The sequence below is a fragment of the Amycolatopsis sp. NPDC051716 genome, from assembly GCF_040681595.1.
Lineage (GTDB): Bacteria > Actinomycetota > Actinomycetes > Mycobacteriales > Pseudonocardiaceae > Amycolatopsis.
Window position 1 is genome coordinate 238,118 of sequence record NZ_JBFAZA010000007.1, and the last position, 15,727, is coordinate 253,844.

General features: G+C 73.0%; 12 protein-coding genes and 1 pseudogene. 9 read left to right on the forward strand and 4 right to left on the reverse strand.

Annotated features, from left to right (window positions below; all coding sequences use genetic code 11):
- Positions 1-16: 16 nt before the first annotated feature.
- Both AB0M30_RS12075 and AB0M30_RS12080 read right to left on the reverse strand, forming a co-directional pair.
- Positions 17-289: a hypothetical protein gene (locus tag AB0M30_RS12075; protein ID WP_364583056.1), complete on the reverse strand. Its 273-nt coding sequence runs from the start codon at positions 287-289 to the stop codon at positions 17-19.
- Entirely contained in the window at positions 286-537 is a 252-nt protein-coding gene (locus AB0M30_RS12080) for a hypothetical protein (protein ID WP_364583058.1), read from the reverse strand. The genes AB0M30_RS12075 and AB0M30_RS12080 overlap by 4 nt, the downstream gene beginning before the upstream one ends.
- A gap of 204 nt (positions 538-741) precedes the next feature.
- On the opposite strand from AB0M30_RS12080, the gene AB0M30_RS12085 reads away from it, so the two are divergent.
- From AB0M30_RS12085 to AB0M30_RS12095, 3 genes and pseudogenes are all read left to right on the forward strand, one after another.
- Positions 742-3,399 carry a LuxR C-terminal-related transcriptional regulator gene (locus AB0M30_RS12085; RefSeq protein WP_364583061.1) on the forward strand — a complete coding sequence of 886 codons (2,658 nt, stop codon included), beginning with the start codon at positions 742-744 and terminating at the stop codon, positions 3,397-3,399.
- A 109-nt stretch (positions 3,400-3,508) separates the two neighbouring features.
- On the forward strand, positions 3,509-3,913 hold the full coding sequence (locus AB0M30_RS12090; RefSeq protein WP_364583063.1) for an SHOCT domain-containing protein: 405 nt from the start codon (positions 3,509-3,511) through the stop codon (positions 3,911-3,913).
- 179 nt (positions 3,914-4,092) lie between these two features.
- A pseudogene (locus tag AB0M30_RS12095) lies at positions 4,093-4,332 on the forward strand (potassium channel family protein); the annotation flags it as partial.
- A gap of 90 nt (positions 4,333-4,422) precedes the next feature.
- Here AB0M30_RS12095 and AB0M30_RS12100 read toward each other — a convergent pair.
- The gene (locus AB0M30_RS12100) at positions 4,423-5,823 is read right to left on the reverse strand and encodes an MFS transporter (RefSeq protein WP_364583066.1); all 1,401 of its coding nucleotides are present in this window, start codon (positions 5,821-5,823) and stop codon (positions 4,423-4,425) included.
- Between the two features lie 134 nt (positions 5,824-5,957).
- On the opposite strand from AB0M30_RS12100, the gene AB0M30_RS12105 reads away from it, so the two are divergent.
- From AB0M30_RS12105 to AB0M30_RS12130, 6 genes are all read left to right on the forward strand, one after another.
- Entirely contained in the window at positions 5,958-7,772 is a 1,815-nt protein-coding gene (locus tag AB0M30_RS12105) for a glycoside hydrolase family 15 protein (RefSeq protein WP_364583068.1), read from the forward strand.
- A gap of 207 nt (positions 7,773-7,979) precedes the next feature.
- Entirely contained in the window at positions 7,980-10,049 is a 2,070-nt protein-coding gene (locus AB0M30_RS12110; RefSeq protein ID WP_364583070.1) for an amino acid permease, read from the forward strand.
- A 5-nt stretch (positions 10,050-10,054) separates the two neighbouring features.
- The gene (locus AB0M30_RS12115) at positions 10,055-11,398 is read left to right on the forward strand and encodes a dipeptidase (RefSeq protein ID WP_364583073.1); all 1,344 of its coding nucleotides are present in this window, start codon (positions 10,055-10,057) and stop codon (positions 11,396-11,398) included.
- Between the two features lie 79 nt (positions 11,399-11,477).
- Positions 11,478-12,281, forward strand: coding sequence for a maleylpyruvate isomerase family mycothiol-dependent enzyme (locus AB0M30_RS12120; RefSeq protein WP_364583076.1), 804 nt, complete (start codon positions 11,478-11,480; stop codon positions 12,279-12,281).
- Positions 12,282-12,332: 51 nt separating this feature from the next.
- Positions 12,333-14,009, forward strand: coding sequence for an MOSC and FAD-binding oxidoreductase domain-containing protein (locus tag AB0M30_RS12125; RefSeq protein WP_364583078.1), 1,677 nt, complete (start codon positions 12,333-12,335; stop codon positions 14,007-14,009).
- A 123-nt stretch (positions 14,010-14,132) separates the two neighbouring features.
- Positions 14,133-14,549 (forward strand): hypothetical protein, encoded by a 417-nt coding sequence (locus AB0M30_RS12130; RefSeq protein WP_364583081.1) that lies wholly within the window; start codon positions 14,133-14,135, stop codon positions 14,547-14,549.
- 37 nt (positions 14,550-14,586) lie between these two features.
- On the opposite strand, the gene AB0M30_RS12135 is transcribed toward AB0M30_RS12130, so the two are convergent.
- Entirely contained in the window at positions 14,587-15,726 is a 1,140-nt protein-coding gene (locus AB0M30_RS12135; protein ID WP_364583083.1) for an alpha/beta fold hydrolase, read from the reverse strand.
- Between the last annotated feature and the right edge of the window lies 1 nt (position 15,727).

Consider the following 15,727-nt stretch of genomic DNA (forward strand, 5'->3'; position numbering starts at 1 on the left):
CCTCGCGCGCGTCTTTTCACCCGCCGGCGCCGGGCGCCGGACGCGGGAGTTCCCGGACCCGGTGCACGGACTCCACGCGCATCCCGAGCACCTCGAGCCGGCGCAGAATCTCCGGCAGGCACCCCGGGTCGGCCACCGTTCCGAAAACTATCGTCTCGGGCGGAACCGGCACGACGAGCACTCCCCGGAAATCCTCGGCGCCTTGGGCGGACCATTCCGGAATGGCACCGCATCCCCGGAAGACGTAATTCGGGCCCGCGGCCGGGCCGAGGATGCCGGCCCGGCTCACCGGGCGCTCCCGTCCCGCCGGGCCCGGCCGGCCGAATACCAGGCGCGGGCGACGACCGCCACGTCGAGCAGCACCACCAGGATCGACCACCCGCGCGCCGGCAGGAAGACCAGCCTCGCGACCAGGTCGGCCCCGGCGCGGACCCCGGTCCGCACCTCGCCCACCGAGGTCAGGGCGGAGAGTGCGACGGCCGCTCCGAGCAGCACCGACCCGATCCCGACCCGGCCGGTCCGCACCACCTCGAGCACCACGACCTCCCCCGGTCCGAGCCAGCAGAACTGCGAGGCGGCGAATCGGCGAGGACGGCGCCCCGGGGTATTTCCACGAATTTTCACCCGCCACACGATTCTGCCCGAGGCCGTTGTTTTCCTCGCCCACAGCGGGTGAGCCCGGCCTATTTCGTGGCAGGATCCGCCGGGCTTGCCCGGCGCCGAAGACGAAGGAGAATTGCCATGCGTCAATGTCGCGAAGTCTCGTCCCGAAGACGGGTTCCGAGAACGAAGATCACCGTTCCCGGTCCCCCGGCGGATCTCGTGTCGCGGCCGCGTCTGCTCACCGTCCTCGACGCGACGACCGAAGCGGCCATGGTGTTCGTCGGTGCCCCGGCGGGGTTCGGCAAGACCGTGCTGCTCGCCGAATGGGCGCGGCGCCAGGACCGCGGCGCGGTCGCCTGGCTGTCCGCCGACGCCGACGACAACGATGACCGGCTCTTCTGGTCCGCGGTCCTCGAAGCGCTCGGCGGCTGCGGCCGGCTCCCGGAGGGCAACCCGCTGCGGGAGCTGACCGTGCCTGACGCCCCGAGCGCCGATCTCGCCTTCCTCGCCCAGGTCGCCGACGCGCTGGACACCCTGCCCAAGCCCGTCGTGCTCGTCCTCGACGCCGCCCAGGAGATCACCTCCCCCGACCCGTGGCACGGGCTCCGGGCGCTGGTCCGCCACCAGCCGGCCGGGCTGTGCCTGGCGATCGCGAGCCGGCGGGAACCGCCGCTGCCCCTGGGCCGGGCCCGGCTCGCGGACCGGCTCGTCGAAGTCGGCGCCGCCCGGCTGCGGTTCACCGCCGACGAAGCGGACGCCCTGTTCGCCGCGGCCGACGCGGCGGTCCCGCGGGACGAGGTCGCCCCGCTCGTCGCCCGGACCGGCGGCTGGCCGGCGGGGCTGCGGCTGGCCGCGGCGTCCGCGGCCCGGCACGGCAGCCTGCGGGAGTTCGACACCGGCCAGGACAGCGGCGTCCTCGCCTACCTGACCGACGAGGTCCTCGCCCCCTTCACCCCGGCGCAGCGGGAACTGCTGCGGACGATCAGCATCTGCGACGAGCTCCCGGCCGGGCTCGCCCCGGTGCTCAGCGGCCGCGCGGACGCGGAAGCGATGCTCCACGAGCTGGGCGAGCCGGCCACCCGGGTGGTCGACTCCGCCGGTGCCCCACCGCACCACCGCGTGACGCCGCTGCTGCGCACCTACCTGCGGTCCGAGCTGCAGCGCCGGGCACCGGACCGGGCGCGCACCCTCCACGCGGCCGCGGCCCGCTGGTTCGCCGCGCACGACCGGCCGGCGCCGGCGCTGCTGCACAGCGTCCGCGCGGGCGATCCCGCCCGGGTGGGCGAGTTGCTGCGCGAGCACGCCGTCACGCTGTTCCTCGCCGGAGAGCACCACGTCCTGCGGCTCGCGCTCGCCGTCTTCGACGGCCGGCGGATGCCCGCCGGCCCCTTGGCCGCGCTGATCTCGGCCGCGCTCTGCCTGGAGGCGGCCGAGACGTCGGCGGCCGGGCTGCAGCTGGCGAGCGCGGAGGCGGCGTGGCCGGCCCGGCCGGCGCCGGAGTTGACCGTCCTGCGGCAGCTGGCGTACTCCCGGCTCGCCCAGGTGGACGGCACGCCGGCCCGGATCCGCCGCGCGGCCGAAGAGGTCGACGAACGACTGGCCGACGGCACCGGTCTCGGCGGCCTCGCGACCCTGCACCGCGCCGGTGTCCTGCTCACCCTCGACCAGGCCCGGGAAACCCTGGTGCGGCTGCTCGGCACCGCGGAGTCGCTCCGGCAGGACTTCACCGTCGCGCAGTGCCTCACCACCCTCGCCGAGCTGGCCGGCCGCGACGGCGACTACCGGGTGATGGAGACGCTGGCGCGCCGGGCGGAAGTCCGCCGGCCGCGGGAGAATTCCCTGCGGTCCCTCCAGGGCGCGCAGGCGAACGCCCTGCTGTCCTACGGCGCCCTGTTGCGGGGCGAGCCCGCCGAGTGCCTCAAGCACGCGAAGGAAACCCGGCTCCTGGTCGGGGACGCCCCGGCGCGGGCGGCTCGCGACCTGCGGCTGCTTTCGGAGACGTTGCGCGGCGCCGCCGAGTTCGAGCTCGGCAGCTGGCACGCGGGCCTGCGGCGGATGCGCCGGGCCCGCACCCGACTCGGGACCGGACGGGCCTGCCCGACCGGGTACGCGGCTCTGTGCGCCGTGCTGGAGCAGCGTGCGGCGCTCCGGTTGGGCGCGGCGGCCCAGGCCAGGGACACGGTTCGCTGGGCCCTGCCGATCCTCGCCGGTTCGGGCGAGCTGCTGCTGATGCGCGCCCGGACCCAGCTGCGGCTCGGCCGGCACCACGCGGCGAGCACCGTGCTGCGGTCGCTGGCCGACGACGGCGCGCCGATGGAACTGGAATGGGCCATGATCGAGGCGTCGCTGGTCGGGGTGCAGGCCGCGCTGGCGGCCGGGGCACGGGAGCGGGCGGCCCGGCTGCTCGACGACGCCCTGCGCACCGCCGAGCCCACCGGCGTCCGGTTCCCGTTCGTCTTCGCGCCGGCCGAGCTCATCGGGTTCCTGACCAGCCGGCTGGGCGGCCTCGGCGCCGGCGAGCGGTTCGCGGGCGAGATCCTGTCCGTCCGGCGCCGGCTGCGCACCCCGCCGATCCCGGCGCCGCTGACCGAGCGCGAACGCAGCGTCCTGCGCCTGCTCCCGACCCAGCGGTCGATCGACGAGATCGCCCAGGACCTGACCGTCTCGCCGAACACCGTCAAGACCCACGTGCGCGGCATCTACGCGAAGCTCGACGTCCGCAGCCGGCGCGACGCCGTCGCGATCGCGCAGAAGCGCGGCCTGCTCGACACCGAGGTCGCCGACTTCACGGTCTGACGCCCGCTCGCCCCACCCGGCGCGGGTGAGGCGAGCGGCACCGGGATCCGGTCGAGTGGGCCGGGCACGCCGCAGCGTGCCTGGCCCCGATCCCGGTTGAGGAGATGTCATGGCCCTGGCGAACGCGGAATACCCGTTCTTGAACCTGATGTGGACGATGCTGGTGTTCTTCTGCTGGATCGCCTGGTTCTGGCTGTTGTTCGTGGCCTTCGGCGACCTGTTCCGCCGCGCCGACGTGTCCGGCTGGGCCAAGGCGGGCTGGACGGTGCTGGTGATCGTGCTGCCGATCATCGGGGTGCTGCTCTACCTGCTCACCCAGGGCCGGCACCTCGCCGAGCGGCAGCGGGACCGGGAAACGGCGGCGCGGCACCGGTTCGACGACTACGTGCGCTCGGTGTCCACATCGGACAACAACAGTGCGGCGCAGATCGCCGAGGCCCGGCGGCTGCTGGAGGAGGGCGTCATCGACGACCGGGAATACGCGGCGCTCAAGCAGAAGGCCCTCGCGCGTTGACCGCCGCGCGCCGGTGGCGGTTCGTCCACCTCGCGGTGCTCCGGCCGCTGCTCACGATCACCGCGCTGGTCTGCCTCTACTACCTGCTCCCGGTCGGGCAGGCCCTGCGGCCGTGGACCGCGGTCGTGTTCACCGCCGGGCTCGCGCTCGTCGTGGTGCTGGTCGTCGGCGAGGTGCGGATGATCCTGCGCTCGCCGTTCCCGGCCTGGCAGGGCGTGCAGGCGCTGGCCCTCATCCTCCCGCTCTTCCTCCTGCTGTTCGCCGACGGCTACTACGTGCTCGCCCACGACAGCGCGGGCTCGTTCGGCACGACGCTGACGCGGACCGACGCCCTGTACTTCGCGGTCACCGTGTTCACCACCGTCGGCTTCGGCGACATCACCCCGGTTTCCGCCGCCGCCCGGGTGCTGGTGACGGTCCAGATGGTCGCGGACCTGGTGGTGCTGGGCGTGGCGCTGCGGGTGATCCTGACCGCGGTGCGGCACCGGCGTTCGTCCACAGGGGACGGTTCAGTCCGGCGCCGGCAGCAGCAGGGCCGCGATCAGGCCGGCCACCGCCGCGACGCCCAGGGTGGTGAGGGCCAGCGCGAAGGACCGGCCGCCGAGGTGCGGCGTCCCGGCCAGGACGGAACCGGCCAGCGCCGTCCCCACCGACGAGCCGAGGTTGGACGCGCTGCGCGACACTCCCGAAATGTCGCCTTGGGCGGCGTCCGGGAACCGCGACTGCACCAGGTTCACCGACGCCGTCAGCATGATCCCGACGCCGGCGCCGAGCAGGAACAGCCCGGGCACCGCACTCGCCACGCCGGACTCGGCCCGGACCAGCAGGAGCACGAGCGCGAGGCCCGCGATGGCGAGGACGAACCCCGCCCGGACGAGCCGGCGCTGCGAGTGCCGCCTCGCCAGCCGTCCCGCGGCCGCCGAGGCGCCCAGGATGCCGATCGTCGCCGGGGTCAGCATCAGCCCGGTCTCGATCGCGTCGTAGCCGCGGACCTGCTGCAGGAAGACCGCCACCACGAAGAACGAGCCCTGCAGGACGAGCCATTGGACGTGCTGGGTCGCCAGCCCGAGGCCGGTGACGCGGTCGCGGAAGAGCCCGGCCGGGACCAGCGGCTCCCGCCCGGCCCGCTCGCGCGCGCGGATGTGGGCGAAGAACACCACCAGGAAGAGCACCCCGATCCCGGCGAACAGCCACACCGGCGAGACCCCGCCGGCGGGCAGCAGGACCGCCCCGCCGACGGCGAAGTCGGTGCGTGAGACCAGCCAGCCGTAGGTGCCCGCCTGCAGGACGCCGAACACGACGAAGAACAGGCCGGCCGCCGAGAGGCCCGCGCCGGCGACGTCGAACTCCTTCTCGCGGGGCGGTGCGGGCGGTTCGGTGACCCGCACCGCCAGCAGGACGATCAGGCCGACCAGCAGCACCTGCAGGAGGAAGGACGCGCGCCAGCCGAACCACGTCGTGACCAGGCCGCCGACGAGCGGCCCGGCCGCGGCCCCGAGCGCCCCCGCCCCGCTGACCACGCCGAACGCGCGAGCCCGGCGCTGGAGGTCCGGGCTGGTCACGGTGATCAGGATGTAGATCGGCGGGATCATCAGCGCCGACCCGATGCCTTCCAGCAGGGAGTAGCCGAGGATCAGCAGCCCCGGACCGGGCGCGAGCGAAGCCAGCAGCGCGCCGGCGCCGTAGACGGCCAGCCCGGCCAGGAAGCAGCGCTTGCGGCCCAGCAGGTCGCTCAGCTTGCTGCCCGGCACCATGAGCGACGCCATGGTGAGGGTGAACACCGTGATCGCCGTCTGCACGCCGATCACGGTCGTGCCGAGGTCCGCGGCGATGTCGCTGACGGCCACGGTCATGGTGGTCGCCGCGTAGCTCGCGACGAACTGGGCGAGGGCCAGGGGCAGCACGATCATCGGCGGGCCTTCCTCATCGGGTGCCGCACACGGTGGCCCGGCCGGGGCCGGGCCACCTCACCTGCCGTGGATGAGGCAGGCCCGGCCCGCTCCGGCGACGGTGCACAGACCCGACCCCGTTCCCTGGAGGAGCCATGACCGAGACGACGATCGCCGAGCACGCGCTGATCGGGGACCTGCAGACGGCCGCGCTGGTCACGACCGACGGGTCGATCGACTGGTTCTGCACCCCGCGGTTCGATTCGCCGTCGGTCTTCGGCGCCCTCCTCGACGACGAGCGCGGCGGCCGGTTCCGCATCCGCCCGGCCGGCGCCTGCGCGAGCTCGCAGATGTACCACCCGGACACCGCGGTGCTGATCACCCGGTTCTCCGGCCCGGACGGCATCGGCGAGGTGGTCGACTTCATGCCGCCCTGCGGCACCACCGCCACCACCGGGCACCGGATCGCCCGGCTCGTGCGCTGCGTCCGCGGCCGGATGACGTTCGACGTGGTGGTCGCGCCCCGGTTCGACTACGGCCGCCGGCCGCACCAGGCGATGCTCGTCGCGAACGGGGCCGTGTTCATCGCGCGCGACACGTCGCTGGTGCTGAACGTGGTGCGCGAACCCGGCGACGAGCACCTCGCCGAGGCGCGCGTCGAAGGGGGTGACGTGCACCTGCGGCTCACCCTCGGCGCGGGCGACGTCCGCGGGGTCGTGCTCGAGACCGACGCCGCGGAGCCGCCGCGGGAGATCCGCGTCGCCGAGTTCACGGAACTCTTCGACAGCACGGTGCGGTGGTGGCGCGAATGGCTGGCCCGCTGCACCTACCACGGCCGCTGGCGGGAGATCGTGACCCGCTCGGCGATCACCCTCAAGCTCCTCACCTACGCCCCGACCGGCGGGCTGGTCGCCGCGCCCACCCTCGGCCTGCCCGAGCAGCTCGGCGGGGAGCGCAACTGGGACTACCGCTACACCTGGGTCCGGGACGCGTCGTTCTCCGTTTCGGCGTTGCTGGCGCTCGGGTTCGCCGAGGAGGCCGCCCGGTTCGGCGGCTGGCTCGGCGACCGCATCCGGGAAGGCGGGAGTGGCGCCGGCGGGCCGCTCGCCGTGCTGTACCGGGTGGACGGTACGTCGGACCTGCGCGAGGAAAACCTCGCGCACTGGTCCGGGTACCGCGGTTCGAGCCCGGTCCGGATCGGCAACGACGCCGCCGGGCAGCTGCAGCTCGACATCTACGGCGAAGCCCTCGACAGCGTCTTCGCCGCTGACGGCGCGGGGTTCGAACTCCCCCACCAGGGCTGGACCGCCCTGCGTGCGGCGCTGGATTGGCTCGGCGAACACTGGGACCAGCCCGAAGAAGGCATCTGGGAGACCCGGGGCGGGCGCAAGTCCTTCACCTACGGCCGCCTGATGAGCTGGGTCGCGTTCGACCGCGGCATCCGGCTGGCGAGCGCCCACGGGCGTCCTGCACCCGTCGAAAACTGGACCTGGCAGCGCGACAGCATCCACGGCCAGGTCCTCAGCCGCGGCTGGCACCGGACGCGCAACGCCTTCGTCCAGCACTACACGGGCGAAGAGCTCGACGCGTCCCTGCTCCGCATGCCCCGCACCGGTTTCCTGCCGGCCACGGACCCGCTGTGGCTCTCGACGCTCGACGCGATCGGGACCGGCTTGGTGGCCGACAGCCTGGTCTACCGCTACGACCCCGAGGCGTCCCCGGACGGGCTGGCCGGCGACGAAGGCACGTTTTCCTTGTGCAGCTTCGCCTACGTCGACGCGCTCGCCCGCGCCGGCCGGCTCGAGGAAGCCCGCACGGCGTTCGAGAAGATGCTGACCTACGCCAACCACGTCGGCCTCTACGCCGAGGAAATCGCGCCGACCGGGGAGCAGCTCGGCAACTTCCCGCAGGCCTTCACCCACCTCGCCCTCATCGACGCCGCGGTCACCCTCGATGCCGCGCTCGGCTGACCGGCCGGTCTCGCCCGCGACGGGTGACCCGGCCGGGACTCCCGCGGAACACGATGAAGCACCCGTCGAGGCGAGCCCGGGAGGCCGAAAGCCATGACCACGACCAACCGACCGAGCCCGGCGGGGTCTCCCCCACCGCCTGCCGAAGGGACGCGGCGCACGCGGCCACCCGCCGCGGCGTGGATCTCCTGGATCGCGCTCGCGCTCATGACGACCAGTTCCGTCGCGAGCTTGCGCCCGTCGCCGACGATGGCCGTGTACGGCCTCGCGGCGGTCTTCCTCTACGTCGTCCCGGCGATCGTGTTCCTGCTGCCGACGTCGCTGGTCTCGGCCGAGCTGGCGTCGGGCTGGCCGGGCGGGGTCTACAACTGGGTGGCGCTCGGGATCTCCAAGCCGATGGGGTTCCTGGCCGTCTGGTGCCAGTTCGCGATGACGATCTTCTACTACCCGAGCCTGCTCGGGTACGTCGCGAGCACGCTCGCGTACGTCTTCGACCCGAGCCTGGCGAACAGCGGGTGGTGGACGGCCGGTGTCATCGTCGTCGCGTACTGGTCGGGGGTCTGGATCTCCTCCCGCGGCACGAAGGGCGTGGCCGGGCTCGCCGGCGGCGGGCTCGTCATCGGGACGCTGGTCCCCGGCGCACTGCTGGTGGTCCTCGGCATCGTGTTCCTGGCCCAGGGCCACCCGTCCGCGGCGCCGATGTCGGCGGACCACCTGCTCCCCGCGTGGGCGGGGCTCGCGAGCCTGGTGCTGATCGTCAACAACTTCCTGTCCTACTCCGGGATGGAGATGAACGCCGTGCACGTCTCCTCGCTGCGCAAGCCGGGCAAGGAGTTCCCGCGGGCGATGTTCCTGGCGATGGGGCTGGTGCTGGTCATCTTCATCCTGCCCGCACTGGCGATCAGCTGGGTCATCCCCGCCGACCAGCTGTCGCTCACGGCCGGGGTGATGCAGGCCTTCGAAGCCGTGTTCGCCACCTTCGGCATCCAGTGGCTGACGCCGCTGATCGGCGTCATGCTCTTGCTGGCTTCGCTCGGCGGGATGCTGACCTGGCTGGCCGGTCCGTCGAAGGGCCTGCTCCTGATTTCCCGGCAGGAGGGGTACCTGCCGCCGTTCCTGCAGCGGCTCAACAAACAGGGCGTGCAGCAGAACATCCTCGTCGCCCAGGGCGCGGTCACCACGTTGATCGCCCTCTGCTACGCCTTCATCCCGGACGTCTCGAGCGCGTACTGGATCTTCTCGGTGATCACCACGCAGGTGTACCTGATCATGTACCTGCTGATGTTCGTGGCGGCGGTGCGGTTGCGGCGCAAGCACCCCGATCACCCGCGCGGGTACCGCGCGCCGATGCTGCTCGGGCTGTGCGGGGTCGGGTTCTGCGCGTCGCTGGCCGCGCTGCTGGTCGGGTTCGTCCCGCCGTCGCAGTTCGGTTCGGGCAACCGTGGGTGTACCTCGGCATCGTCGCGGGCGGCGCGCTCGGACTCGGCCTGGTGGTGCCGTTCCTGTTCTACCGCCTGCGCAAACCGACGTGGCGGCAACCGGAGGCGAGGGCGTCATGACCACTGTGGACGAACGATCGACCCGGACGCAGCGCATGCTCGTCTACCTCGTCGTGGGGATCGTCCTCGGCGGGTTGTTCGTGGCCGGGTACCTGCGCTACCACTCCGCGCGGGTCACCGCCGAAGCCGAGGCGAAAGCCGACCGGCTCGTCGCCCGGCTCGCCCAGGAGGGCGCGCGGGCACCGTCACGGGACCAGCTCGTCCGGCTGCTCGGCACGGACGGCGGCTCGATCTGCGTCGATCCCGCCGCCGCGCTCGCCCGCGCGACGAGCGACACCGGGTTCGTCAACGGGGCGGGCGGCCCCGGGACGCGCCCGGTCCTCGCGCCCGCCACCGTGGTGCGGGCGCAGCTGCTCGTCATCGAGGTCTACTGCCCCGAGAAGCTCCCCGCCTTCCAGCAGTACGTCAGCGGACTCGGCTTCACCAACGTGACGGACAGGTGAGCACGATGGATCTCCGAAAGCGGGTCGACGAGCTCATGCCCAGAGCGCGGGAAGACCTCACGACCCTCGTCGCGATGCGGTCCGTCGCGGACCCGCGGCAGTTCCCGGCCGCGGAATGCCGGCGAGCCGCCGGCCCCGGGACGCGCCCAGTCCTCGCGCCCGCCACCGTGGTGCGGGCGCAACTGCTCGTCATCAAGGTCTACTGCCCCGAGAAGCTCCCCGCCTTCCAGCAGTACGTCAGCGGACTCGGCTTCACCAACGTGACGGACAGGTGAGCACGATGGATCTCCGAACACGCGTCGACGAGCTCATGCCCAGAGCGCGGGAAGACCTCACGACCCTCGTCGCGATGCGGTCCGTCGCGGACCCGCGGCAGTTCCCGGCCGCGGAATGCCGGCGAGCCGCCGGCTGGGTGGCCGACGCGTTCGCCGATGCCGGGTTCGCCACCCGCCTCGCCGACACCCCGGACGGCAGCCAGGCCGTGGTCGGTTCCCGGTCGTGCCGCCGGGCCGGAGCGCCTACCGTGCTGCTGTACGCGCACTACGACGTCCAGCCACCGCTCGGGGACGACGAATGGCGGACACCGCCGTTCCGGCTGACCGAAGTGGACGGTCGCTGGTACGGGCGCGGCGCGGCCGACTGCAAGGGCAACATCCTCATGCACCTGACCGCCCTGCGCGCGCTCGGTGACGACCTGCCCGTCCACCTCAAGCTGGTCGTCGAAGGCTCCGAGGAGCAGGGCACCGGCGGCCTGGAGGCGTTCGTGCCGGAGCACGCCGACCTCCTGCGAGCCGACACGATCCTGGTGGCCGACACCGGGAACGCCGCGGTCGGGCAGCCCGCCGTCACGGTCAGCCTGCGCGGGATGGTCGACGTCGTCGTCTCCGTCGAAGCGCTTTCGTCCGAGCTGCACTCGGGCATGTTCGGCGGCCCCGCCCCGGACGCGCTGGCGGCCTTGGTGTCGGTGCTCGCCACGCTCCGCGACGACGCGGGCGACACCACCGTCGACGGCCTGCCCAACGACGGCCGCTGGTCCGGGGCGCCGTACCCGGCGGAGCAGTTCCGCGCGGACGCGGGCCTGTCCCCCGGCGCCGTCCTGCTCGGCTGCGGCGAAGTGGCGGACACGCTGTGGGCGCGCTCGACGGCCACGGTGCTCGGCATCGACTGTCCCCCGGTGATCGGGTCCGCGGCGGCCGTCACCCCGCGTGCCCGGGCCCGGCTGAACCTGCGGATCCCACCCGGCGTCGAGCCGGCCGACGCGGCCCGCGCGCTGACCGGGCACTTGCTCGCGGCGGCACCGTGGGGCGTGCGCCTGTCGGTGGAGGTCGAGGCGACCGGTCGCCCGTTCCGGATGGCCACCGACGGCCCGGCCTACCGGGGCATGGCCGCCGCCATGCGGAGCGCCTACGGCCGCCCGATGACGCAGCTCGGCCAGGGTGGCTCGATCCCGCTGTGCACGGTCCTGGCCGAGACGTACCCCGACGCCGAGATCCTGCTCATCGGCGTCGAAGAACCCCAGGCGCGCATCCACGCGCCCAACGAAAGCGTCGCACCGGGGGAAATCGCGGCCATGGCGCTGACCGAAGCGCTCTTCCTGCGCGGATACGCGGTAGGTTCCGGCTGACCGGTTGTCGATTCCGGCTGACGTCGTTCGACGCGTGGTCGAAGGCGCCCGCGGGGGCCCACCGAGCAGAGGACACCGCATGACCGAAGTGAACGCCGACCACGCCCGGCGGGCGATCGTCGAACACACCCGGCGCCTGGCGGACGCGGCCGCCGAGGCCGGTCCCGGCGCCACCGTGCCGACGGCGCCGGGGTGGACCGTCGCCGACCTGGTCGCGCACGTGGGCCAGACCCAGCACTGGGTGGCGGAGATCATCGAGCGCCGCATCACTGACCCCGCCGAGCTGCCCACGGAAATGGCCGTGGTGCCCACGGACCCCCGCGAGTGGCCGGCGTGGCTGGCGGAGTCCGCGCAGCGGGTCGCGAGCGCGTGCTCCGACGACGCGCTCGACACGCCGGTGTTCAACGCCGCGGGCGACGAGCGCTCCGGGACGCGGTTCTGGCTGGCCGGCATGCTCAACGAGGCCGTCGTCCACGGCATCGACGCGGCCAACGCGGCGCACCGGCCGGCCGACGTCGACCCCGCCGTCGCGGCCGCGCTCATCGGCAACCACTTCGCGATGCTCACCTCACCCACGTGGGAGCGGCAGCGGCCCGAGTCCGCCCACGCCATCCGGGGCACCGGGCAGACCCTGCAGTGGCGGGCCACCGACACCGAGGACGGCGCCGACGCGTGGTTCGTCGAACGGCGGCCCGGCGGCGCGACGTGGCAGCCCGCAACCCGCGAGGCCGACGTGACGGTGACCGGCCCGGCGGGATCGCTGCTGATGGTCCTGACCCGGCGGCGCCCGCTCCCCGACGGCGAAGCCACCGACCTCGGCATCGACGGCGACCTCGGCCTCGTCCGGCATTGGCTCGACAACACCGCGCACGTCAGCGGCTGACGAGTGTCGCGAGGCCTGCCGCGAGGCCGCGGATCGAAGGAGAAGACCACCATGGCCCGCTTGGTGTCACTGAACGTCGGACTGCCGCAGGACGTGCCCTGGCAGGGCCGGACCGTCCACACGGGAATCTTCAAGTACCCGGTCGACGGCCGCCGCCTGGTCCGCCGGCTCAACGTCGACGGCGACGGCCAGGGCGACCTGGGCGGCCACGGCGGCGAGAACCGCGCGGTGCTCGTGTACCAGCGCCAGTCCTACGAGCACTGGCGGCGGTTCCTCGGCCGCGAGGATCTCGAGGACGGCCGGTTCGGTGAGAACTTCACCGTCGACGGCCTGCCCGACGACGAGGTGCACATCGGCGACCGGTACCGGATCGGCGAGGCCGAGTTCGAGGTCACCCAGCCGCGCGTCACGTGCTTCCGCGTCGGGATGCGCCTCGGCGAGCCGCGGATGCCCGCCCTGCTGGTGGCGCACCACCGGCCCGGCTTCTACCTGCGGGTCATCACCGAAGGCCACGTCCAGGCCGGCGACGAGATCGTCCGCACCCGGACCGGACGGCACGAGCTGAGCGTCGCGGACGTCGACGCGCTCCTCTACCTGCCGGGCCGCGACCGGGACGTCCTGCGCAAGGCCGTCGACATCCCGGCGCTCAGCCCCGGCTGGCAGGGATCGTTCCGCGACCTGCTGGCCGCGGCGGAGCCACCGGCACCCCGCGGCTGGCCCGGGTTCCGGCCGCTGCGCGTCGCCCGGGTGGTGCCCGAAAGCACGACCGTGGCCTCGCTCCACCTGGCCGCCGAAGACGGCGCACCGCTCCCCCGGCCCGAGCCGGGCCAGTACCTCACCCTCCGGGTCCCCGGGGCCGGCGACCCGGCCCCGGTCCGCAGCTACTCGCTGTCGGCGGCGCCGTCGGACCACGAGTACCGCATCAGCGTCAAGCGGGACGGAGTGGTCAGCAGCTACCTGCACACGAGCCTGGCGGCCGGCGCGATCGTGGACGTCGCGGCGCCCCGAGGCGACTTCGTCCTGACCGACGACGACCGGCCCGTGGTCCTCGTGTCCGCGGGCATCGGCGTGACGCCGGTCCTGGCCATGCTGCACGCCCTCGCCGCGAGCCGCACCGCACGGGCGGTCTGGTGGCTGCACACCACCCGGACCGCGGCCGAACACGCGTTCGCCGGCGAAGCGCACGAGCTGCTGGCGAGCCTTCCGCACGGCCACGAGCACATCCACTACACCGCGGAAAGCGGCCGGCTGACCCGCGAAACGCTGTCGGCTTTGGCTCTTCCCGCCGACGGCACGGCCTACCTGTGCGGACCGGACGCCTTCATGACGGCGATCCGGGAGGCCCTGGTATCGCTGGGTTTCGACCCCCATCGTGTCCACAGTGAACTGTTCGGCGGCGTGTCCGCGATCAACCCGGGCCTCACCGGCGTGGTCCGGAAGACGCCCCATCCCCCGGCCGGTCCCGCGGGAACGGGACCGGCGGTCACGTTCGCGCGCAGTGGCCTCACGGTGCCGTGGAGCGACGGCTACCCGAGCCTGCTCGAGTTCGCCGAGGCCTGCGACGTGCCGACGCGCTGGTCCTGCCGCACCGGCGTCTGCCACACCTGCGTCACCCCGGTGCTTTCCGGTCACGTGCGGTACGACCCCGAACCGCTCGAGCCACCGGCGCCGGACGAAGCACTCGTCTGCTGCGCCCGGCCATCGGAGGACGTCGTCCTGGACCTTTGACGGCTGCCGCCGGCCCGCTGCGCGATCGTTACGCCGAACGGGTGATCGCCCCCGAACTCCCTCAACCCGCGATCACCGTCGGCCGTGTCGGCTTCGAAGTCGACCACTGCCGAAGGAGAAACCGTGACCACACGGCCTGCCCAGCGCAACCTGACGTTAGCCGGGATCATCGTCGCAGCCACCTCCGCATTCGTCGGCCCGGCTGTCGCCGGCACCACCGACACCGAGGTCGTCTGCTACGCGAACGCATTGTGCAACAGCAGTACGGGCGGTGGGACCACCGTTTCGAAGGTCTACGCCTGGCGAGACCGCAGCGAGACCGGCGCAACCGGATTCTTCGAGATCTTCGGCCCCAACGGGTACAAGCAGACCGGCCCCACCGATCAGGAGGTCGACCACACCTTCACCGTGAACCGATCCTTCCCGAACGGCTCGCTGATCTGCGTGTCCTTCTGGAAGAAGAACAGCAACGGCTCCTTCACCAAGTTCAAGGGCGTGAACGGCAACGCCTGCACCTCGGTCCCGATCTTCGGAGCTTGAGACCTAGCGACACGACCAGCGGCACCCCGGACACGCCTCAGTGCGCCAGGGTGTCGGCGACCCAGTCGGCGATGTACGTGCTGGTGTGGGACAGGTGGTCGAGGCCGATGTGCTCGGTCGCGCCCTCCTCCGCGGTGAACAGCCGGAGGTGGCGGTTCGGGCTGTTCACCGCCTGATCGTAGGAGCGGTGCGCGTAACGCACGGGGATCTGGCGGTCGTTTTCGCCGTGGCAGATCAGGAACGGCACGGTGATGTGCTCGACGACGCCGTCGAGGTGCACCGCGTCCGCGAACTCCGGGAACGTCTCGAGGTCGTCGTGGCCCCAGACCCACAGCACGTGCTCCCAGTAGTGCGGCACCGGGCGTTCGCCCTCGCGCTCCAGGCGCCGGCGTTGCACCGCGCCCCAGTCGTGGTTGGCGCCCCACGCCACCACGAGCGCGAGGCGTTTCTCGAACGCCGCTGCGCGCGGGGCGTAATAACCGCCCAAGGACCAGCCGGCGAGCCCGATCCGGGTGGCGTCGACGTCGGCGCGGGTTTCCAGGTAGTCCACGCACGCGGTGGCCCAGCCTTCCGTCTCGACGCGCGCGGTCAGCCCCTGCAGGCGCAGCGCCTCGCCCGAGCCGGGGCAGTCGACCATGAGGCAGGAGATCCCGCGGGCGGCGAGCTCGGCCCAGTGCCCGGACGAGTACATGTGCTCCTTCGTCGAATCCAGGCCGTTCCACAGGATCATCACCGGCGCCCCGGGCCCCGCCGCGCTGAAGTACGCGGGCAACGTCGTCCCTTCGAAGGGAACCGCCACGCGGGTCACCGCCGGCGACACGAGCTCGAGGGCCTTCTGCTGCAGTTCCAGGACGCGGCGGTAGGTGTCGAGCCGGCCGGGCGCGGACGCGCTCTGCAGGCGTTCGGCCTGGCACAGGTAGTTGGTCGCGCGGGCGTAGAGCTGCCCGGCGGTGCGGGGGTGGCCGGCCTTCTCGGCCGCTTCGGCCTGGCCGACGAGCTGGTCGGTCAGTGCTGTCCACGCCCGCAGGAACTCCGGGGTTCCGGCGTCCTCGCCCTGGGCGGCGGCCTCGCGGATGGGACGGCAGGCGCGGTCGACCTCGTCGATGAGGCCACCGCTGTTGAGGGTGGCGACGACGCCGAGGTTCCAGACGTAGTTGCCGGGGAAGTACTCGAACACG